Origin of the sequence: Stenotrophomonas sp. SAU14A_NAIMI4_5 (genome assembly GCF_003086795.1) — a bacterium.
Classification (GTDB): domain Bacteria; phylum Pseudomonadota; class Gammaproteobacteria; order Xanthomonadales; family Xanthomonadaceae; genus Stenotrophomonas.
Map to the genome: position 1 here is coordinate 3792452 of NZ_CP026003.1, position 19867 is coordinate 3812318.

The 19867-nt window shown below is 68.0% G+C and carries 15 protein-coding genes; 3 read left to right on the top strand and 12 right to left on the bottom strand.

The genetic code is table 11. The annotated features are described in order from the left end of the window. Positions 1–24: 24 nt before the first annotated feature. Entirely contained in the window at positions 25–2811 is a 2787-nt protein-coding gene (locus C1925_RS17450) for a TonB-dependent receptor (protein ID WP_254051443.1), read from the bottom strand. 208 nt (positions 2812–3019) lie between these two features. On the opposite strand from C1925_RS17450, the gene C1925_RS21020 reads away from it, so the two are divergent. Continuing rightward, entirely contained in the window at positions 3020–3514 is a 495-nt protein-coding gene (locus tag C1925_RS21020; protein ID WP_159097553.1) for a hypothetical protein, read from the top strand. Positions 3515–3558: 44 nt separating this feature from the next. Here C1925_RS21020 and C1925_RS17460 read toward each other — a convergent pair whose 3' ends face one another. After that, a complete protein-coding gene (locus C1925_RS17460; RefSeq protein WP_108770000.1) occupies positions 3559–3966 on the bottom strand; it encodes a biopolymer transporter ExbD in 408 nt (135 codons plus the stop codon). 162 nt (positions 3967–4128) lie between these two features. Between C1925_RS17460 and C1925_RS17465 the strand changes: the two genes are divergently transcribed. Together C1925_RS17465 and C1925_RS17470 are read left to right on the top strand one after the other, a co-directional pair. Next, the gene (locus tag C1925_RS17465) at positions 4129–6102 is read left to right on the top strand and encodes a transglycosylase SLT domain-containing protein (protein ID WP_108770001.1); all 1974 of its coding nucleotides are present in this window, start codon (positions 4129–4131) and stop codon (positions 6100–6102) included. A 126-nt stretch (positions 6103–6228) separates the two neighbouring features. Further along, positions 6229–7449 carry a multifunctional CCA addition/repair protein gene (locus C1925_RS17470; protein ID WP_108770002.1) on the top strand — a complete coding sequence of 407 codons (1221 nt, stop codon included), beginning with the start codon at positions 6229–6231 and terminating at the stop codon, positions 7447–7449. A gap of 80 nt (positions 7450–7529) precedes the next feature. On the opposite strand, the gene C1925_RS17475 is transcribed toward C1925_RS17470, so the two are convergent. The 10 genes from C1925_RS17475 to C1925_RS17520 all read right to left on the bottom strand — a co-directional run bounded on the left by C1925_RS17475 (position 7530) and on the right by C1925_RS17520 (position 19585). Beyond that, complete coding sequence (locus tag C1925_RS17475; RefSeq protein WP_108770003.1) at positions 7530–7964, bottom strand: SseB family protein; 435 nt, start codon at positions 7962–7964, stop codon at positions 7530–7532. 50 nt (positions 7965–8014) lie between these two features. After that, complete coding sequence (locus tag C1925_RS17480; protein WP_108770753.1) at positions 8015–8350, bottom strand: hypothetical protein; 336 nt, start codon at positions 8348–8350, stop codon at positions 8015–8017. 9 nt (positions 8351–8359) lie between these two features. After that, on the bottom strand, positions 8360–9430 hold the full coding sequence (locus C1925_RS17485; protein ID WP_159097554.1) for a S41 family peptidase: 1071 nt from the start codon (positions 9428–9430) through the stop codon (positions 8360–8362). Positions 9431–9452: 22 nt separating this feature from the next. Beyond that, positions 9453–10484, bottom strand: a complete 1032-nt coding sequence (locus tag C1925_RS17490; RefSeq protein WP_108770005.1) for a S41 family peptidase — start codon at positions 10482–10484, stop codon at positions 9453–9455. Between the two features lie 123 nt (positions 10485–10607). Then, positions 10608–13637: an autotransporter outer membrane beta-barrel domain-containing protein gene (locus C1925_RS17495; protein ID WP_108770006.1), complete on the bottom strand. Its 3030-nt coding sequence runs from the start codon at positions 13635–13637 to the stop codon at positions 10608–10610. Between the two features lie 300 nt (positions 13638–13937). Beyond that, positions 13938–15005: a DUF5009 domain-containing protein gene (locus C1925_RS17500; RefSeq protein WP_108770007.1), complete on the bottom strand. Its 1068-nt coding sequence runs from the start codon at positions 15003–15005 to the stop codon at positions 13938–13940. Then, positions 15005–16153, bottom strand: a complete 1149-nt coding sequence (nagA, locus tag C1925_RS17505) for an N-acetylglucosamine-6-phosphate deacetylase (protein ID WP_108770008.1) — start codon at positions 16151–16153, stop codon at positions 15005–15007. The genes C1925_RS17500 and nagA overlap by 1 nt, the downstream gene beginning before the upstream one ends. Further along, a complete protein-coding gene (locus C1925_RS17510) occupies positions 16153–17181 on the bottom strand; it encodes an SIS domain-containing protein (protein WP_108770009.1) in 1029 nt (342 codons plus the stop codon). Before C1925_RS17510 ends, nagA begins: the two co-directional genes overlap by 1 nt. A 7-nt stretch (positions 17182–17188) precedes the next feature. Further along, positions 17189–18256 carry a LacI family DNA-binding transcriptional regulator gene (locus C1925_RS17515; protein ID WP_108770754.1) on the bottom strand — a complete coding sequence of 356 codons (1068 nt, stop codon included), beginning with the start codon at positions 18254–18256 and terminating at the stop codon, positions 17189–17191. A 39-nt stretch (positions 18257–18295) separates the two neighbouring features. Continuing rightward, positions 18296–19585 carry a sugar MFS transporter gene (locus C1925_RS17520; protein WP_108770010.1) on the bottom strand — a complete coding sequence of 430 codons (1290 nt, stop codon included), beginning with the start codon at positions 19583–19585 and terminating at the stop codon, positions 18296–18298. Between the last annotated feature and the right edge of the window lie 282 nt (positions 19586–19867).

The following is a 19867-nucleotide window of genomic DNA, read 5'->3' on the forward strand; positions in this document are numbered from 1 at the left end:
GTTCCCTGGCACCTGCCGGTCAACCTAGAACCGCAGGTCCGCGCGCATGTACCAGTAGCGGCCACGCGGGATGTCGTAGGTCGAGGCGTCGTAGCCGTTCAACGAGCACGACAGGCAGATCGGCGGATCCTTGTCGAACACGTTGTTCAGGCCCGCGGTCAGCTGCAGCCCCTTCATCCAGTCGATTTTGTAGCCCACCTGCAGGTCGTGGTAGGTGGTGGCGGCCAACTTGTTGGTGCCGGCGGCCTGGTTGCTGCACACCGGGAAGGCCACTGCATCACCGCAGTCCTCGGTCAGCTCGGAAATGTGGCGCACCGTCCAGTTGGCGCTCCAGTTGTCCAGCGTCCAGCCGATGCTGGCGTTGCTCGTCCACTCCGGAATCGAGCTGTCGGCCACCTCCACGCCCGGCTTCTGCGGCTGCCGCTGGCCGGCCGCACCGGTGGCCTCGTAGCGGCCGACGAAGGTGTTCTTCCAGCCCAGCTTGAACTGGCCGATGTCGCTCTGCGGCAGCGTCCAGAACATGTCCACGTCCCAGCCATCGGTCTTGATCGAACCCAGGTTGGTCAGGCGGTTGTTGAAGCTGTTGACCGCACCGGTGCTGGCGCGGGTGATGCCATCGCAGTAGATCGGGTCCAGCGTGTCCACGCACAGGTCCAGCTGGGTCTGCGCATTGATCGCCTGGATCGCACCGTCGATGTTATGGCGGTAGAAGGTCACCTCCACGTCGAAGCGTTCGGACCAGGTGGCGTTGTTGCCGAACCACGGGCTCCACACGAAGCCGGCGCTGAAGCTGCGCGAGCGCTCCGGCTCCAGTTCGCGGTTGCCGCCGGTGGTCACCGAGATCTGCGAGTTCGCCTGCTGGAAGCCGGTCGGCACGCCCAGCGCGGCGCAGTTGGCAGGATTGCCGCGCGGCGCGGTGCCGCCCAGGCCCACCGAGCACGGATCGAACAGCTGCAGGTCGGCACGTGCGGCCGAGCCGTACAGCTCGCCGATGGACGGTGCACGGAAACCCTCGGCATAGGTGGTGCGCAGCACGAAGTCATCGGTCACCTGCCAGCGCAGGCCGTACTTGGGGGTGAACTCGCCACCGAAGGTCGAGTAATCCGAATAGCGCCCGGCCAGGCTCAGGTCCAGCTTCTTGCCCAGCGACGAGTCGGCGAAGATCGGAACGCTCAGCTCCAGGTAGGCCTCGTTGACGTCGTAGGAACCGGACGTCGGCTGCGAAGGCACGCCGTTGTAGTGGCCGATCACCGTCAGCGGATCGGGCTGGTACCAGCCTTCATAGCGGCGGTGTTCCAGGCCGGTGGCGAAGGAGACCGGGCCGGCCGGCAGGGTGAACAGATCGCTGGACAGGTTGGCGGTGACCAGGCTCAGCTCGTTCTGGCTGCGGTCGCGCACCACCGGCTGGATCCAGCGCAGCATGTCCGGGGTGATCGAGCCGACGCCACCGAAGATGTTCAGCGGCACGCAGCCCGGCGTGGCCGCGCACAACGCCGGATCGCCCAGCGCCAGGTTCACGTTGTAGATGTTGTAGCTGCCGTAGTTGGTCTGTTCGGCCTTGTTCTTGCTGTACATGCCGTTGACGTCCCAGTACCAGCTGCGGTTCGCCGCCTGGAAGCTGCCCACCAGGCCGGTGGCGAAGTACGTGGTGTTGACCTCCTGCTCGAACACGCGCGCGCCGCCTTCCACCGGGCGGCGACCGATCAGGCTCATGTTGTCGCCGGACACCAGGTCGAAGCCGAACGGGTTGTACGGGTTCAGCGCCGACACCACGATGTTGTCGGCCAGCGGATTGCCGGTGGCACCGTCAGGCCCGAAGAACAGCGGTTCCGGGCCGGCCTGGTTGGTCGATTCGCGGCGATTGCCCAGCGCCTTCACGTACCACTGCACGTCGTCGGTGATGTCGAAGCGGAACTGGCCGAACACGCCTTTGCGCTCGGACGGGGTCAGCACCATGTTGTATTCGGCGAAGTTGAATCGGTCGGCGCTGGTGAAGCAGTGGTAGTCGTCGCTGCGGTTGCAGCCGGCACTGCCGTCATAGCGCGGGTTGCTCACGCCGGTGTTGGGCACGATGTCCTGCTCGGCGCCGGTGTTGGGATCGACGAAGGCGAAGCGCCCCTGCGGGATGCCGCCGCTGCCGAAGGCCAGGCCGGTGCCGGGAATCGGGAAGCGCGACTGTTCGCGGTCGCGCGCATACACCGCGTCCTGCCTGGTCCAGCTCGCGCCAAGGAACAGGCTGTAGCGATCGCCGCTGGTGCCCCAGGCCAGGTCCACGCCCTTCTGCGTGCCGTCGCCCTTGCTGTATTCACCGTAGTTCAGGGTGACCTGCCCGCCATCGAAATCGCGGCGGGTGATGATGTTGACCACGCCGGCGATCGCATCGGAGCCGTACAGCGACGAGGCACCGTCTTCCAGCACTTCGATGCGTTCGACAATCGCCAGCGGAATGGTATTGAGGTCGGTGGCCGCGCCCACGCCCGACGCCGAGGATTCATTGACCCAGCGGATGCCATCGACCAGCACCAGCACGCGCTTGGCACCCAGGTGGCGCAGGTCGACCTGTGCCGAACCGGCACCGACACCACTGCCATCCGGCGGGAAGCCGAAATTGCCGGACGAATTGAACTTGGCATTCAGCGCCGAACCGGAACCGGTGAGCTGCTGCAGCACTTCGCCGATCGAGCTCAGGCCGGTGCGTTCGATGTCGCCCCGGCTCAGCGTCTGGATCGGCACCTGGCCTTCCACTTCAGCACGCTTGATGCGCGTGCCGGTCACTTCGACGGCATCCAGGGTGGTAGCCGTCTGGGCCATTGCCCCCAGCGGTGCCAGGGCCGTCACGCACAGCGCGACAGCGACCGCCAAGGGGCGGTAATGCAGGTGATTCATTCGCTCTCTCTCCAAAGGAATGTCGGGACATGGGCTGCCGCGCTCCCCCCTGCGTGGCGGCAGCGTCTCCTTTGTAAACAAGATGTAAAAACATTGGCGTGACCTGCGACACCCTTTCACGCCGTTCTGATGAATGAAACATCTGCATCCATTACTGAAAATGCAGAGCGGAATCCCATGCTCTAGGAACAATCCGAAATTGCCGGAAAACCACACATCGAGACTGAAATCAGGGGAAAACTGTCATTCCCGACCGGCCGATGAGGTGCTCGTGATGAGGGAAAATAATGTCGCATTCCACACAATGATCCTCGCGCCACTGGCACTGATCCTTGCGGGGCACGCCCATGCCGGTGGCGTGATTGAATGCAACAACTGCGCATCGCCCAGAGACATGGCACTTCAGTCCGGGCCGGGCCTGACGGTCATTGTGGACTTCGAGAATGCGCAGCTGACGGCATTCAACGTTCAATACGATCACGCGCAGGGACGTTGGCGGGCAGACGCAACACCCGTTCCAGCCCAGATCGAGGCGGCATTTCTGCGGGTCGTGGAATCAACGCTGCCTGATACGCGCCCGCTCCATCAGCAGATGTCCGGCGCCCATCCCGACGTGCCCCGTCCCTGACCGCCGTTGAGGGAGCACAGCCCCCTCAACGGCGCCACATCGCGTCATCGCACGAAGGCGATCCGCTCCATCCCCGTGGCCTCGGCAGCTGCCAGGATCTTCGCCATGCCTTCGTACTCGGCAGACGGATCGGTGGCGATGCGCAGCTCCGGCAGGTTGCCAGCATGCTCGCTGGCCTGGGTGCGCAGGCGCGCCTGCAGATCATTGATGGCCATCGGCTGGCCGTTCCAGCTCAGCTGGCTGGACGCATCCAGGCGCAGCTCGATCGGCGGCGGTGGATCGGGACGATCGACCACCCGGTCCGTTGCCTGTGGCAGCTGCACCGCGATGGGCCGCGACAGCATCGGCGCGGTCACGATGAAGATGATCAACAACACCAGCATCACATCCACCAGCGGCGTGACATTGATCTCCGCCAAGGGGCCGCTTCTTCCTGCGCTACTGAACGCCATGTGCCACTCCTTGCACCCGGGCCGTTCGCCCACGCCGACAGTACGTCGCCGGTGCAGGCTGGCGGCAGTGTCTGCGCGCGGAGCATTCAGCTGTCGTTGCCCGGCGCGATCCGTGCACGCGATGCGAAACTGAATTCAGCCAGCGCCCGCTATGCTGGGCCCATGACCCGACGCTCTTCGACCGCCCTGTCCCTGCTCCCGCTGTCCGCATCGCTGCTGATCGGCTGCGCCAGCGCCCAGTCACTCGACGCCCAGAGCGGCCAGCTCAAGGCCGCCATCGATGCGGCCGAACGCGGCCAGCTCGATCCGCGCCAGGCCGCCGCACTCAGCCGCCACCCGGCCTATGGCTGGGTCGAGTTCGCCCAGCTTCGCCGCAACATCGATACCGTCGATACCGGCCAGGCCCAGGCCTTCCTCAAGCGCTATGACGGCCAGGCCGTGGCCAACAGTTTCCGCAGCGTCTGGCTGCCCTCGGTGGCCCGCCGCCAGGATTGGACCACCCTGCTGGCCAACTGGGCACCCACCGACAACCTCGGCCTGCGCTGCGCCCAGCTGACGGCGCGCCAGGCCACCGGCAAGGTCGACCCGCAGTGGATCAGCGAGGCACAGGACCTGTGGCGCAAGAACGGCAAGTCGCTGCCCGATGCCTGTGACGCGGTGTTCGCCGTGCTGCAGGCGCAGGGTGGGATGAGTGATGCCCTGCGCTGGGAACGCGTCGACGCCGCCGCCGATGCACAGCAGCCGGCGGTGATGCGCAGCGCCGCGCGCGGCCTGCCCGCGGCCGACCTGGCGCTGGCCAACACCTATGCCGCCTTCGTCGACAAGCCCAATGCCAGCGCACTGAACTGGCCGCGCAACGAGCGCAGCCGCCGCATCGCCACCGACGGCCTGGAAAAGCTGGCCAAGGCCGACCCCGGTGCCACCGAACAGCAGCTGCCGCAGTACGCGCAGGCGCTGGGCCTGAGCGCCGACCAGCAGGCCCAGGTGCGCTACCAGATCGCGCTGTGGACGGTGGCCTCCTACCTGCCCGACTCCGCGCGCCGGCTCAATGCCGTACCCGAATCGGCCTACGACGAGCGCCTGCACGAATGGCGCGTGCGTGAGGCGATGTCGCGCGGTGACTGGGCAGCCGCGCTGACCGCCATCCGCAAGATGGGCAGCAAGCAGCGCAACGATTCGCGCTGGGCCTATTTCGAAGGCCGCATGCTGGAAAAGACCGGGCAGGCGCAGCAGGCCCAGCCGCTGTTCCGCAGCGCCGCGCGTGCGCCGACCTTCCACGGCTTCCTGGCCGCCGACAAACTGCAGCAGAACTACACGCTGTGCCCGTGGAAGCCCAACGACAGTGCGCAGGCGCAGGCCGCCGTCGCCCGCGACCCGGCCATCCAGCGCGCGATGGCGCTGTACCAGATCGATCGCAACGGCTGGGCCGTGGCCGAATGGAACAGCGCGCTGTCCCGTTTCGATGACACCCAGCGCCGCCTGGCGGTGCGCGTAGCGCAGGACAACGGCTGGTTCGACCGCGCCGTGTTCGCACTCGGCAAGCAGCCGCAGGAACAGCGCCTGTACGACCTGCGCTTCCCGCTGCACCACGACAGCACCATCCGCCGCGAATCCTCGCGCAACGCCATCGACCCGGCCTGGGTGGCCGCGGAAATCCGCGCCGAGAGCACCTTCACCCCGCGCGCGCGCTCACCTGCCAACGCCATGGGCCTGATGCAGGTGCTGCCGGCGACCGGCGCGGGCGTGGCGAAGAACATCGGCCTGACGGCCTACGGCGGCGCCGACAGCCTGTACGACCCGGACACCAATATCGCCATCGGCACCGCCTACCTGCGCCAGCTGATGAACAAGTACGACGGCCTGCCCTACGTCACCATCGCCGCCTACAACGCCGGCCCGACCCCGACCGCACGCTGGCAGAGCCAGCGCCCGGGCTTCGACCCGGACCTGTGGATCGAGACGATCAGCTACAAGGAAACGCGCGAGTATGTCGCCCGCGTGCTGGCCTTCAGCGTGATCTACGACTGGCGCCTCAACGGCAATGCGCTGCCGCTGAGCGACCGCCTGATGGGCCGCCTGGTGGACAAGCGCAATGCGTTCACCTGTGCGGCGGACGCCGACCAGGGCGGGGATTGATCGACGCGGGAAGTGCCGCCGGGCCTGGCCCGGCGCTACCCCGCAATGCCGTCCGATCCGGTAGCGCCGGGCCATGCCCGGCGAGCACGCAGCGCGGCGACACACGCCCGTGCGATCATCCCCGCCATGAAGATCTATCTTGTCGGCGGCGCCGTACGCGACCGCCTGCTGCAGCGCCCCGCCGGCGACCGTGACTGGGTGGTGGTCGGTGCCACCCCCGCGCAGATGGAAGCGCAGGGCTACACCGCCGTGGGCCGAGATTTCCCGGTGTTCCTGCACCCGAAGACCGGCGAGGAATACGCGCTGGCGCGCACCGAGCGCAAATCCGGCCGCGGCTACCGCGGCTTCGTGGTCGATGCCGATCCGGGGGTCACCCTGGAAGAAGACCTGCAGCGCCGCGATTTCACCATCAATGCCATCGCCTGCGATGAGGCCGATGGCACCCTGGTCGATCCTTACGGCGGTGCGCGCGACATCCAGCAGCGCGTGCTGCGCCATGTCGGTCCCGCCTTCGTTGAAGACCCGCTGCGCGTGCTGCGTGCTGCGCGCTTCATGGCCCGCTTCGCACCGCTGGGCTTCACCGTCGCCGAGGAAACCATGGCGCTGATGCGCGAGGTCGCCGCCAGTGGCGAGCTGGACGCACTGGTGCCCGAACGCGTGTGGCAGGAACTGCGCAAGGCGCTGGTCTGCGAACGGCCATCGGCCTTCCTGCGCACCCTGCATGACGCGCATGCGCTCGGCCCGATCCTGCCGGAACTGGAAGCGTTGTATGGCGTGCCGCAGCGCGCCGAATTCCACCCGGAAGTGGATACCGGCATTCATCAGGAGATGGTCAGCGACATGGCCGCCCGGCTGGCACCGGGCGATGACCTGGTCGGCTTCGCCGCGCTCACCCACGACCTTGGCAAGGGCCTGACGCCGCCGGACGAATGGCCGCGCCACATCATGCACGAGCAGCGTGGCCTGAAGCCGCTCAAGGAGCTGTGTGCGCGCCTGAAGATTCCCACCGAGCACCAGCAGCTGGCCGAAGCGGTCTGCCGCGAGCACTTGAACGTGCACCGCATCGACGAGCTGCGTGATGCCACCGTGCTGGACCTGCTGGGCCGGTGCGATGCCCTGCGCCGCCCCGAGCGCGTGGCCCGCATTGCCCTGTGCTGCGAGGCCGACAAGCGCGGCCGGCTCGGCTTTGAAGAAGGCGACTATCCGCAGGGTGAAACGCTCAAGCGCCTGCACCAGGCGGCGCTGTCGGTACAGGCGCGGGATCTGGACCTGACCCATCTGAAGGGCCCCGCCGTTGGCGAGGCGCTGGCCAGGGCACGGGTGAAGGCGATCGCGGCCGCGCGCTGATCCTCAAGCGTCGTACCGGCCACACGCGGACTGTCGAAGGTAGTGCCGGCCGCTGGCCGGCAATCCCAGAACCCCTGGAATCAGTGCGCCATGCCGCGGGTGATCGCGGCGGCGCGATCCTTCAGCTGGGCCACGGCGTCGGGGATCATCTCCATGCCCACGTCCAGGCCCGGGTTCAGCACCAGGCCGACGCCCTCGCCGATGCCCGCCAGCAACGCGTGCACGGCAATCGGCATGGCATGGGCGAACTGCGGCAGCTGCTCGTGCCAGAGACCGGCGCGCTCGGGCGCGGTGAACACCGCAAACATCGGCTCGCCGCCCTCGCTGGTCAGCACCAGCGGCGAAATGCTCTCGTCCCAGGCGCCATCCTCGCCGATGGCCTTGTCCAGCAGCACGAACACCGGCGCGGTCAGCAGGCCATCGAGGAACTGCGAGGCAGTCAGCGTACCGTCCTGTGCCTGCAGCAGGCGGACCTCCAGGTCGTTGAGGGGTTCGAACGGCGTGTCGTGATCCATGGTCGGTTCCGGTACGTGATTGCAGGGTGTCACTTTAGCAGGCTGCGGCCTCAGCCCAGATGCCCTTGCCGCCACATCCACCCCGCCACCGCCAGCCCGGCCACCACCACCAGCATCAGCGGCAGGCCAAAGCGGTGCCGGAACGGGATCGGCACCCCGCCCAGCTGCTGGTCCATGGTGTCGGTGTCCAACACCCAGCCATGCTCGCAGCCGGTGCAGGCCAGCTCGTAACGGCGCTGGTAGACGAAGCCGAACAGCAGGTCGATGCGCGCCATGCGGTAGCGCAGCTGCGGGGCGAAGTCGGTTTCGGTCCCGCAGCGCAGGCAGTGATGGGCCTCGGCCGGGCCAACCACGATCACCCGCACCTGCTGGCCGATCATCATCATCATCACCGGTCAGCCGCCCGTGCAGGCAGGCTGGGCCAGCAGCCAGGCCTGGGCGGTGGCCAGAGTGCCCGGCCCACTGGCGGTGGCCTCGTCCGGCTGCAACCTGGCACCGTCGCCCCGCCCGTTGCGGTCAGCCATGACGTTGTGGGTCAACAGCAGGGTGGTGCCATCCACCAGTGTCACGGGCCGATTACCGGTTGAGAAACCTGCGCTGGGTTGGCCGAAACTGCGGCTGCCCGCCTGCCCGCGGAATGCCAACGCGACGGCTTCACCCGAACTCGCGGTGCGCGCCCCCATCAGCACCGCGACCGGTGCCCTACCCGCACGCAGGTGATAGGCGGCCTGTCGTGAGCGCAGCCCCTGCGTGCCGTCCTGCCTCACCTCACCTTCCCCTTGTCGCCACCACTGCAGGCCATCGGCACTGCGAAAGGCGCCGATCAGTGACCCCTGTGCGTCTGGAGTCCCCTGCAGCAACGGCAACAGCCCGAGCAGCATGGGCCACATGTTGCCGCCGCCATTGCTGCTCACGTCGACCACCCAGGCGCAGCGCGTGCCGTCGTCCAGATCGACGATGCGCTGCTGCAGCGCCAACGCGTAGGCCTTGCGCGCGTTGTAGCGCTGCTGTTCGCTGCGTTGCAGATCCTCCACGAAGGGGCCGACCTTCAGCACGCCAATGCGGGCATCGACTTTCGGGGACTCCGCCAACGCAGCGCGCTGCCCGGCATTCAGATGCTGGGCGCGACCGGAGCGTTCGCGCTGCTGGCTGGGCGATATCCACCGACCATGTCCACCGCTGCTGCGCGTGGCCGCATCATCCAGCACGCGGCGCTGCTGAGCACGATCATCGCCTGCGGCGGCCAGCCGCGCGCGCGCATCGCTCCAGTCGACGCGATCGCGATACAGCGACTGGGTTTCCAGCAGATGCAGCATCTGTTCGAGCGCTTCGGCAGACGGCAGCTCCACGGCCGCAGCGGGAGCTGCCGATGCCGGGCTGCCACAGGCCACCAGCAATGCTGCGCCCAGGATCGCGCGCGCGGGAAGACGAGAGTTCATTGACGCATCCTTGTCAGTGTCCAGCACAGCAGCATAGCGACGAACGGCATCAGCGCCCAGTGCACGCAGGCTGGGCCAGCAGCCAGGCCTGGGCGGCCGCTACAGTGGCCGTGTCGCTGTGAGTGCGCTGGTCCGGCGTGATCTTCAGCCCATCACCCTTGCCGGTGCGGTCCTGCATCACGCTGGTGGTCAGCACGAGTGAACTGCCATCAACCAGCGGACGCACCACGTTGGCGGTGGACACGCCCGCCGTCGGCTCACCGAAACTGCGTGTCTGCGGCCGACCACGCAGGGCCAATACCGTCGCCTCGCCAGCGCTGGCGGTGCGCGGTCCGGTCAGCACCGCCACCGGTGCGCCCACGTGCTTCAGGCGGTAGCCGGGCGCGCCGAGATCGACCACCACGCGCGTGTCCAGGCGCACGCCGGAAGGGGTCGACTGCCAGGGCGATGGACCCTCGGCGGTAGCGAAGGAGCCGACCGTTTCCTCGCCGTCCTTCGTGATCCGCAGCAGCGGCGCCATGCCGAGCAGCATGGGCCACATGTTGCCACCGGTGTTGCCGCGCAGGTCCACGATCCAACCGCAGCGCTTGCCAGTGTCCTGGTCGCGGATGATCGCCTGCCAGCGTGCTGCGCGCTCCTGCATCTGCTGTTTCGCAGCCGGGCCGGGAACGGAGGAGAAGCCGCCGATGTCCACCTGGCCGATGCGCGGGTCCAGCGCCGGTGCATCGGCAGCTGCAGCACCTTCGGATGCACCAGCCGCAACCCCAGCATTGGCGCGCCCCAGCCGCTTGCCCTCCGAGCGCATCCGCTCCACGCTGAGCCAGGCACCGTGCCCTCCCGAGCTGCGGCCGATGGCCTCCTTCAGCACGTCGCGGATCTTTTCCGGGTTGCCCTGTGCGGCACTCAAGCGCGCACGCATCTCTGGCCAGTCCACCCGGTCGCGGTACAGCGCCTCACGTTCCAGCGTGTCCAGCAGCTCGATGCGTGCCTGTGCGGTGGGCAGTTCGATGGCCGCAGCGGGGGCCGCAACTGCCGTGGCGCAGAACAGTGCCGCCGCTGTGATGCGTAGATCGACGTGCATTCGACGTTCCTTCGTCGCGGGTAACAGATGCAGCATACGCGCCTGCGTCTGGCGCGGTGTATTGGCGTCGGCATGCGGAGGATCGTCACGTCGGTGGGCCACCTCGCCGGGCACGGCCCGGCGCTACCAGTCCGCGCGCAGGCCGATGTTGCCTTCGATGGTGCGGCGCTTCTCGTTGCGGTCACCGCCCAGCTCACGCGTGTAGTCGGCCACGGCGTACGCGCTGATGCTGCGGTTGAAGCGCGCGACCACGCCTACGCCCGCTTCCAGCGCGCGCGAGCGCTGCGCATTGAGGATCGTGTCACTGTCGAACTGGATGCGGTCCTCGCCCGCGCGGCCGTGCCAGTAGTTCACCTTGAAATACGGCTGCCAGCCGTTGTCGGCCAGCTGGTAATCACCGGCCAGGCGCAGGCCGACGCGGCCGGTCCAGGCGTTGTCACTGTCGAAGCGCACCGCAGACGCCACGTCGCGCCGGTCATCCAGCGAACTGCGCTGCCAGATCACCTGCACCTGCGGTTCCAGCCACCATGAGGACTGCCCGAACTGCAGCAGCGGCTTGCCCGCTTCCAGCGACAACGTGGTGCCATCGCCCTTCACGTCGATGCCGAGCCCGCGCGAGGAACGCACACGGCCGTCGTAGCGGCTCTGCAGGGCCACCGCATCGAGGTAACCGCCCTCGCTGCCAGTCAGGGTCCAGTACAGGCCCACATGCTTGTCATCCAGCCGGCTCTGGCCGACCTGCACGTTCTCCCAGCCCAGCGCCAGACCGGTGGTCCTGCCCTGCGCGCGCGTGCGGCCGACAAACACGCCCACCTGGTTGCGATGGTCGTCAGCGGCGGCGGCCCACACATCCAGACCGGCCTGCACGCCCATCACATCGCCATCGAAGCCCGGCTGTGCGTCGCCCCTCCAGTGGATCTCGCTGCTCTGCCCCACCAGTCGCCCCCAGGCGGTGCGGAAGGCGCCGTTGCTGTAGAGCAGGCGCTGTTCGCCCTGACGCTCGTGGAAGGTACCGAGGCTGGCCAGCGAGGTCTCGCGCAGCAGGGGCGGCACCACCGCGTAGGCGGCGGTTTCCAGGCGATACAGGGGCACCACGTCACCCTGCGCCGGTCGTGCACCCGGGCTGGGCGGGGTCGAGCCTGCACCGGGCAGGCTGCTGCCGGCCACCGGCACATCGGGTACGGCCGGGTCGCTGGGCGGGGCCACGGGTGCCGGCTCCGGCGGTGGCGGCGGCGGTGCGGTCTCGCCGGCGGTCAGGTCGGGATCAACCGGATCCTCCGGCGGCGGTGGCGGTGCCGGCGTGATCGGCGGCGGCGGTGCGACGTCCGGGGTGGGCGGCGGCGGCGTGGCGTTGACGCTGCCATTCGGTGCCGGCGTCGGGCCCGCGACCAGGGTCGAACGCAGGTACCAGTTCTCGCCGGTGCCGGCGCTGACGCCGCCCTTGAACAGGAAGTACTCATAGGCACCGGCCGATACCGGTGCGAACAGCGAAAACGCATTCGCCGCGGTGGTACCGCCATTCAACGCCTGCACCACCAGGATGCCGTCGGCCAGCGTCGCCGCGCCACCACCGCCGGCGTTGAGGATGCCGATGCCGGTCGTGCCGCTGGCCGTGCCGCCATCAATGACCAGGCGATCGCTGCTGGAGCCATCACCCGCCAGCACTGTGCGCAGGTACAGCCCACCGCCGTCACCGCGGTAATTGCCGCGGATCGTGAACACATCACCGGCTCCCGTGCCGGTCAGGTCGATGCGGCCGGCGTTGAACACATCCACCCGTGCGCCCGCAGCGAACGGTCGCACCGCATGCGCGCCGTTGCCGGCGTAGAGCGTGCTGGTGTCGTCCAGGGTGAGCGTGCCGGTGCCCGTACCGCTGTCGCCGAGCACGACGTCGCCGTCGAAGGTCAGCTCGGTGCTGCTGGCCAGGCTGATCGCCTCCCAGTTCTGGAAGCGGCCCACGCCGGTGGTTTTGACGTTGTTGAAGTTGAGCCGGTCATTGCCGCTGCCACCGTCAAACAGCGGCACTGCACCCAGGTTGGCCTGGTTGAGGTTGCTGAGGTTGGCCACGTCATTGTCCGGCCCGCCATCAATGGCGCCGTAGACGATGCCACCGCCATTCCAGTTGAAGGTGTCGTTGCCGGTGCTCAGCAGCACCTGCCCGCGCACGGTGCCATCGGTGATGGTCACGCTGTCATTGCCGCCGCTGACGCTGATGTTGCCGCCGATGTAGGCAGTGCCGGAGATGATGATGGTATCGGTGTCGAAGCCGGTGACCACGTTGCCGTCGACCGTGCCGCCGGACTGGTCCCACAGGTTCTTGTCCAGCTTCATGTTGACCCGGCCGATGCGGCCGCCGGTCATCCACGCCTGGTCGCCATCCTCGAAGGCACCGATGATGCGGCCGCCGCTCATGCGGAAGGTGTCGATGTTGTCGCCCTGCTGCAGCGCGCCGATGGTGCCGCCGGTCATGACGAAATCATCGGGGCCGCTGCCCTGCGTCACCAGGCCGGTGATGGTGCCGCCGCTGACCGTCATCTGGTCATCGCCGTTGCCCTGGTCGACGCTGTCGAGCGTGCCGCCAGTGATCAGCAGCACGTCGTTGCCATCGCCCTGCAGCACGCCGCCGCTGATGCTGCCGTCCAGCATCTCCAGGCGATCGTTGCCGGCATCGAACTGCACGCCGGTGCGCCCGCTGATGGTGCCGCGGTTGACCAGCACGCTGTCGCCGGCACCAACGAACTGCAGCGCCGTGTTGTTGCCGGTGCTGATGCTGCCGAGGTTGTCGACGCGGCTGCCGCCACCCAGCTGCACGGCGATGCCGCCCACCGAGGTGATTGCGCCCTGGTTGCCGAGCTGGTGACCGCCTGCGCCGACCAGGCTGACGACGCTGCCGCCACCGCTCTGCTGCAGCTGTGCGCCACTGGCAACGTTGAGGGTGATGCCGACCTCACCGTTGGCGCTGACGGGTACGGTCTGCGGGTTGGGGGCTGCCGCACTGCAGGTGACGGTCTGCCCGGCAAGCGGCGCGACGTTGTCACAGCCCGCCCACGCGATGGGCACGGTGGCAGCCAGTGCGGCGGGAATGGCGAGCGCCTGCAGCAGGCAGCGGGTCAGGCGGTGATGGCGCGGTGCGCGCATGGCGGCAACGGACATATGGCACTCCTGGGGTCGGGGGATTCAGGAATTGCGGATATGGACAGTGCTGGCGCCGCGGGGGCGCCGTGAGGCATTCGGGTCTGACGTTATGCCGGATGCATCACGCTTGGGGTGTGAAGTAATGCATGCATCACGTGGCGTGCATGTGCATGAAAGCGTTCATGTTTTTCACACGTCATGGCGAAGAGCATCCACGCATGGCGTGGCTCTACTGAAGCGTGGGCCCGTACATCCGCGCATGAAGCGCGCGCCAGTAGATCCATGCCATGCGTGGATACCAGATCGTCCGGGTAGCAGTCAGATCTTCAGGTAGATGCGACGCTGGTCCAGCCACCACGCCACGCCCCACCACAGCGCAACAAAGGCGATCGCCTGCAGCATCGAGGCCAGTTCCAGTGCGCCCGGCATCGCCGTGGCCAGCTGCTGCCACACCCAACCCCAGACGCCGGTGGCCAGCAGCACCACCGACATCACCGAGGCGCCGAGGTAGGCGGTGATGGCATTGACGCCGAAGCGGCGGCCCAGCGCGGGCCAGCCCCTGCGGTCGATCAGCAGGTGTCCGAGCCACAGCGCCAGCGCCGCCAGCCCGCCGGTCCACAGCACGTAGCTCGGCGTCCACAGCTGTTTGTTGAGCGGCAGCACCGTGGCCAGCAGCAGACCCAGCACGGCGGTCGCCACGCCCAGACCGGCCAGTGCGGACGCGCGCCCGTGGCGCAGCAGGCCACCGGCCAGCAGGCCGAGCACGGTGCTGGCGAGCGCGCCGAGGCTGCTCAACAGGCCTTCCGGATCGTGGCCGAGGCCGGTGTCGGCCTGCCACTGGTAGATGAAGGGCGCGAACAGGCGGGTATCCAGGCGGCTGGCCGGATTGGTCCACGGCGCCAGATCGCCGATGCCCAGCAGCAGCACCGTGTAGCCCACCAGCAGCGCGACCAGCAGCGCGACCTGGGTGCGCGGCCGCACGTACACCGCCACCACGCCAACCACGGCCGCACACAGCGCGATGCGCTGCAGGACACCCCAGATGCGGAAGTGATGCGTGTGCAGCGCCCACCACACCAGCAGGTGCAGCAGCACACCGGCGAGGGCGATGCGCAGCGCGCGTTGCAGCACGCCACGGGCCAGTGCCGGGCGCGCGGCGGCGTCGTGCGCGCGCGGCGCCACGCTGAAGGCCATCGACACGCCGACCAGGAACAGGAAGAACGGGAACACCAGGTCAGTGGGCGTGCAGCCATGCCAGTCCGCATGGCGCAGCGGTGCGAACACCGCGCTCCAGTCACCGGGGTTGTTGACCAGCAGCATCGCCGCCACGGTGAGGCCGCGCAGGGCATCGATCGAGCCCAGCCGACGTGGCGGCGCTGCGTCCATCATGCCGCCTCGTACTGTCCGGCAATCCAGGTGCCACGCACCTGCAGGGCATCATCCAGCAGCACCAGGTCGGCCTGGTAGCCCTCGGCGATGTGGCCCAGGCGGTCATCCACGTTGAGGAATTCCGCTGGATAGGTGGACGCCATGCGCGCCGCCTCGGCCAGCGGCTGGCCGAGCAGCTGCACGGTGTTGCGCACGGCCGTGGCCATGTCCAGCGCCGAACCGGCCAACGCACCGGCCGCATTGCGCACCACGCCATCGACGGCGGTGATGGTCTCGCCGTACAGCACGTAGCTGGGATCATCGGCACCGACCGGTGGCATCGCGTCGGTCACCAGCAGCAGGCGGCCGCGTGGCTTGGCGGCCAGCGCCACGCGCAGGCTGGCCGGGTGCACGTGCACGCCATCGACGATGATGCCGATCCAGCTGTCGCGGTCTTCCAGCGCTGCACCCACGGCACCAGGCTCACGCCCCTGCAGCGGTGACATCGCGTTGTACAGATGGGTGAAGCCGCGCACGCCGGCATCCAGGCCGTCGCGGATTTCTTCGTAGGTGCCGGCGGTATGCCCGGCCGCCACGATCACGCCGCGCTCGACCAGCGCGCGGATCGTCTCCAGCGGCACGCGCTCAGGCGCCAGGGTCAGCAGGGTCACGCCGTTGTCCAGCGACGCGGCCAGCGCGATTTCCTCGGCATCGGGCACGCGGAACTTGCTGGCATCGTGGGTGCCCTTGCGCGCCGGCGCGATGTACGGGCCTTCCAGGTGGATGCCGATGATGCCCGGCACCTGCTGCGCGATCGCCTCGCGCATCGCACCGATCGCCTCGCGCATCACGTCCACGTCGTCGCTGATCAGGGTCGGCAACATCGCAGTGGTGCCGAAGCGCCGGTGGGCCTGCGCGATGGTGCGCAGCGAGGCGACATCCGGCGTGTTGTTGAACAGCGCACCACCACCGCCGTTGACCTGCACGTCGATGAAGCCTGGCAGCAGCCAGCCACCGCCCAGGTCCACCTGTTCGTCGGCCTGGCCCAGCTGCGGCGCGGCGTCGGGCAGCAGCGCGATGATGCGGCCGTCTTCGATCACCACCGCCAGGTCGTCGCGGAAATCATCGCCGGTGAGGATGCGGGCGTTGCGCAGGACCGTGGCCATCAGACCGTCTCCGTGACCTTGTTCAGGTGCGGCGGCAGGTCGGGATTGAAGCCACGGCGGATCGCCAGTGCGTTGATCGCGCGGTAGAAGCTCTGCACGGTCAGCAGCGGTGCGCACAGCGGGTGCGGCGCGACCGCCACCGGCAGGTTGCCACCGGCGCCGGCCATCCACACCTGGGCGCCGCGCGCACTGAATTCCTCGACCACCGCACGGGTGCCGGCACCGGTTTCATCGGGCTGGGCAAAGGCCAGCACCGGGAAGCCGCGGCCGACCAGCGCCATCGGGCCGTGCTTGACCTCGGCCGAGCTGTAGGCCTCGGCGTGCAGGCTGCAGGTTTCCTTGAACTTCAGCGCGGCCTCCTGCGCGGCGCCGAGACCGAGGCCACGGCCGAGCACGAACAGGTTGCTGGCATCGACCAGGCCGTCGGAGACTGCACTCCAGTCGCACTGCCACGCCGCACGCAGCGCATCGGGCAGCAGGTCCAGCACATTGCGCAGGCTGCTGTCCTGCTTCCAGTAGGCGGCCAGCTGCAGCAGCGCGGCCAGCGAGGCCAGGTAGCTCTTGGTCGCGGCCACGCTCTTTTCAGCACCGGCATGCAGCGGGATGACCGTGTCGGCCAGCTGCGCCAGCGGCGAATCCTCGACGTTGACCAGGGCGACCACGCGCGCACCGGCGGCCTTGGCGGCCTCGGCATTGCGCAGCAGGTCCGGGCTCTTGCCCGACTGCGAGATGACGATGAACAACGCACCACGCAGCTGCAGCGGGGCGGCATACACCGAACCCACCGACGGCGAGGCCGAGGCGACCACCAGGCCCAGCTGGGTTTCCAGCAGGTACTTGCCGTAGGTGGCGGCATGGTCGGAGCTGCCGCGTGCGCAGGTCACCACGAACGGCGGCGGTGCCGCACGCAGGCTGGCGGCCAGCGCTTCCATGGTGGCGTGGTTGCGGGCGAACTGGCGGGCAACCACGTCGGCCGCTTCAGCAGCCTCGGCGAACATCAGGGTGGCGGTGGGGTCAGACGGCGACATGGCGGACTCAGGCGGGTTCGGAAGGAAGAGGGCGCACGCCGGCCGGGCGCATCGGTGCGGTGGAGCCGCGCACCACCAGCTGCGGCACGAAGCCCTGGTTCTGCAGGGCGGCCGGTGCATCGTCGTAGGCATCGCTGCGCAGCTGCGCGATCAGCAGGCGCGCGGCGTGGCGGGCGATGTCCTCGGTGGCCTGCTTGGCGGTGGTCAGCGGCGGCCACGACTGGCGCGAGAACGGGCTGTCCTCGAAGCCGGCGATGGAGAGGTCGTATGGCACGTTCATGCCGGCCGACTTCGCGGCCGCCAGCACGCCGGCGGCGATTTCGTCGTTGGAGCCGAAGATGGCGGTGGGCGGTTCGCGCAGTGCCAGCAGGCGACGCGCGCCGCGGAAGCCATCGTCGAAGGTGTAGTCGCCCTGCACCACCAGATGCTTGTCCACGGTCATGCCGTAGTCCTTCAGCGCGGCCTCGTAACCGGCGTAGCGTTCGCCCGAGGAACGGTGCGAGGAACCACCCCAGAGGAAACCGATGCGCTGGTGGCCGAGCTGGATCAGGTGCTCGGTGACTTCGTAGGCGGCCTCGCGGTCATCGACGAACACGCAGGCACCGTCGGCCGGATCCTCGGTGGCAGCAATGATGCGCACCAGCTTGATGCCGCGCGCGGTCAGCGTCTGGATCAGGTCGCGGCGTTCGGACATCGGCGCGGTCAGCACCAGCCCGGCCAGACGCGAACGCTGCACCCAGTCGGCCAGCTCATCGGCCAGCATCGGCGAGCTCGAATCGCAGGGATGGATCTGCAGACCGAAGCCGGTTTCGCGGCAGGCGGCGAGCACGCCGTTCTGCACGCCGATGATGTGGTACGGGTTGGGGTTGTCGTACACCAGCCCGATCACGAACGTGGTGCCGCTGCGCAGGTTGCGCGCCGACGGATCGGGTTCGTAGTCGAGCTCGGCGATGGCACGCAGCACCCGCGCACGGGTGGCCTGCATCACCGACGGCTCGTTGTTGATGACCCGCGACACCGTCTTCAGCGAGACCTTGGCCTTTTCGGCAACGTCCTTGATGGTCGCTCTGCGCATCGGCTTTTCCTGGGGTTGGCTGCCGTCCATCATCGCCGATCAGGCCTTGTCCTGCGGCAGGCCGGCGCGATGGCCGATCACCGAGTAGAACAGGATGTAGAGGTAGCACGGCACCATCAGCAGGACGAACACCAGCTGGAAGTCGATGTGCTGCTTGAGCACGGCGAACAGCTGCGGAATGATCGCGCCGCCGGCGATGCCCATCACCAGCAGGGCCGAGCCGGTTTCGGTGAAACGACCCAGGCCGCGGATGGCCAGCGGGAAGATGGCGGGCCACATCATGGCGTTGGCGAAGCCCAGCAGCGCCACGAAGGCCACCGACACATAGCCGTGGGTGGCCCACGCGCCCAGGCAGAACAGCACGCCCAGCACCGCCGAAACGGTGAGGTAGCGCGACTGCGAGACCACCTTCGGAATCAGCGCCAGGCCGACCACGTAGCCGATGAGCATGGCGAACAGGGTCAGCGAGGTGAACATCTTGGTCTGGTCCAGCGGCAGGTCGAAGCCGTGGCCGTAGGTACCGATGGCATCGCCGGCCATCACTTCCACGCCGACGTAGACGAACAGGCACAGCACGCCCAGCCACAGGTGCGGGAACTGGAAGATGCTGCGGCGCTCGGCGGCACCCGCTGCAGTCGGCGTGGCGTTGGCTTCGGACGGTTTGATTTCCGGCAGCGGCGAGAACAGCACCGCCACCGCCAGCACCACCAGCACACCGGCCATGGCCAGGTACGGCGCGTGGATCTTGGCGGCGAATTCGTTGAGCAGCTGCGCCTTGGTTGCTTCATCGGCAGCAGCCACGCTGGCCGACAGGTCGCCGATGCCGTGCAGCACCAGCGTGCCGATCAGCACCGGTGCCAGCATGCCGGCGATCTTGTTGCAGATGCCCATCAGCGCGATGCGGCGCGCGGCCGTTTCGATCGGGCCGAGGATGGAGATGTAGGGGTTGATCGCGGTCTGCAGCAGGGCCAGGCCGCTGCCGATCACGAACAGGCCGCCGAGCGCACCCGGATACCAGCGCTGCGTAGCGAACTCGCCGAACAGTGCCGCGCCCCCGGCCATCACCAGCAGGCTCAGGCTGAGGCCCTTCTTCATGCCGGTGCGGCGCAGGATCCACGACGACGGCAGGGCGAGGAAGAAGTAGGACAGGTAGAACACCATCAGCACCAGGAAGGCGCCGACTTCGCTGAGCTCGAACGCCAGCTTGACGAAGGTGATCAACGGCCCGTTGAGCCAGGTGAAGAAGCCGATCAGGAAGAACAGCACGCCGACGATGGCGATGGAGGCGGCAACGTTTGGACGCGCGCTTGCAGCAGTGACGGCGGACATCAGGTGGGCTCCTGCGGCGACGACCGCAGAAGGCGGTGTCGGAGAGTGGCTGGGAACAACGTTGTCACATTCTTTCGGTGGAGCACCGCCGTTTGTCAACTTGATTGCACAGGCCCGAAGCGGCCGTGCTGCACTGCGCAACAGCACCACCGCGCTCCGCGCTGAATGCGCTCTGCCCCTAGAAGCCCATGGCGCAAAGGCTTGCGGGTCAATGCCTGGTCAAGACGATGTAAACGTTTACGGTGTCTCTCATTCGTTGCGGCGCAGCAACGAAAGTGTCAC

Excerpts from the sequence above, each read along its gene's own strand:
- C1925_RS17450 (WP_254051443.1), bottom strand. The coding sequence starts at position 2,811 with ATGGCCCAGACGGCTACCACCCTGGATGCCGTCGAAGTGACCGGCACG.
- C1925_RS21020 (WP_159097553.1), top strand. The coding sequence starts at position 3,020 with ATGAAACATCTGCATCCATTACTGAAAATGCAGAGCGGAATCCCATGC.
- C1925_RS17460 (WP_108770000.1), bottom strand. The coding sequence starts at position 3,966 with ATGGCGTTCAGTAGCGCAGGAAGAAGCGGCCCCTTGGCGGAGATCAAT.
- C1925_RS17465 (WP_108770001.1), top strand. The coding sequence starts at position 4,129 with ATGACCCGACGCTCTTCGACCGCCCTGTCCCTGCTCCCGCTGTCCGCA.
- C1925_RS17470 (WP_108770002.1), top strand. The coding sequence starts at position 6,229 with ATGAAGATCTATCTTGTCGGCGGCGCCGTACGCGACCGCCTGCTGCAG.
- C1925_RS17475 (WP_108770003.1), bottom strand. The coding sequence starts at position 7,964 with ATGGATCACGACACGCCGTTCGAACCCCTCAACGACCTGGAGGTCCGC.
- C1925_RS17480 (WP_108770753.1), bottom strand. The coding sequence starts at position 8,350 with ATGATGATGATCGGCCAGCAGGTGCGGGTGATCGTGGTTGGCCCGGCC.
- C1925_RS17490 (WP_108770005.1), bottom strand. The coding sequence starts at position 10,484 with ATGCACGTCGATCTACGCATCACAGCGGCGGCACTGTTCTGCGCCACG.
- C1925_RS17495 (WP_108770006.1), bottom strand. The coding sequence starts at position 13,637 with ATGTCCGTTGCCGCCATGCGCGCACCGCGCCATCACCGCCTGACCCGC.
- C1925_RS17500 (WP_108770007.1), bottom strand. The coding sequence starts at position 15,005 with ATGGACGCAGCGCCGCCACGTCGGCTGGGCTCGATCGATGCCCTGCGC.
- nagA (WP_108770008.1), bottom strand. The coding sequence starts at position 16,153 with ATGGCCACGGTCCTGCGCAACGCCCGCATCCTCACCGGCGATGATTTC.
- C1925_RS17510 (WP_108770009.1), bottom strand. The coding sequence starts at position 17,181 with ATGTCGCCGTCTGACCCCACCGCCACCCTGATGTTCGCCGAGGCTGCT.
- C1925_RS17515 (WP_108770754.1), bottom strand. The coding sequence starts at position 18,256 with ATGCGCAGAGCGACCATCAAGGACGTTGCCGAAAAGGCCAAGGTCTCG.
- C1925_RS17520 (WP_108770010.1), bottom strand. The coding sequence starts at position 19,585 with ATGTCCGCCGTCACTGCTGCAAGCGCGCGTCCAAACGTTGCCGCCTCC.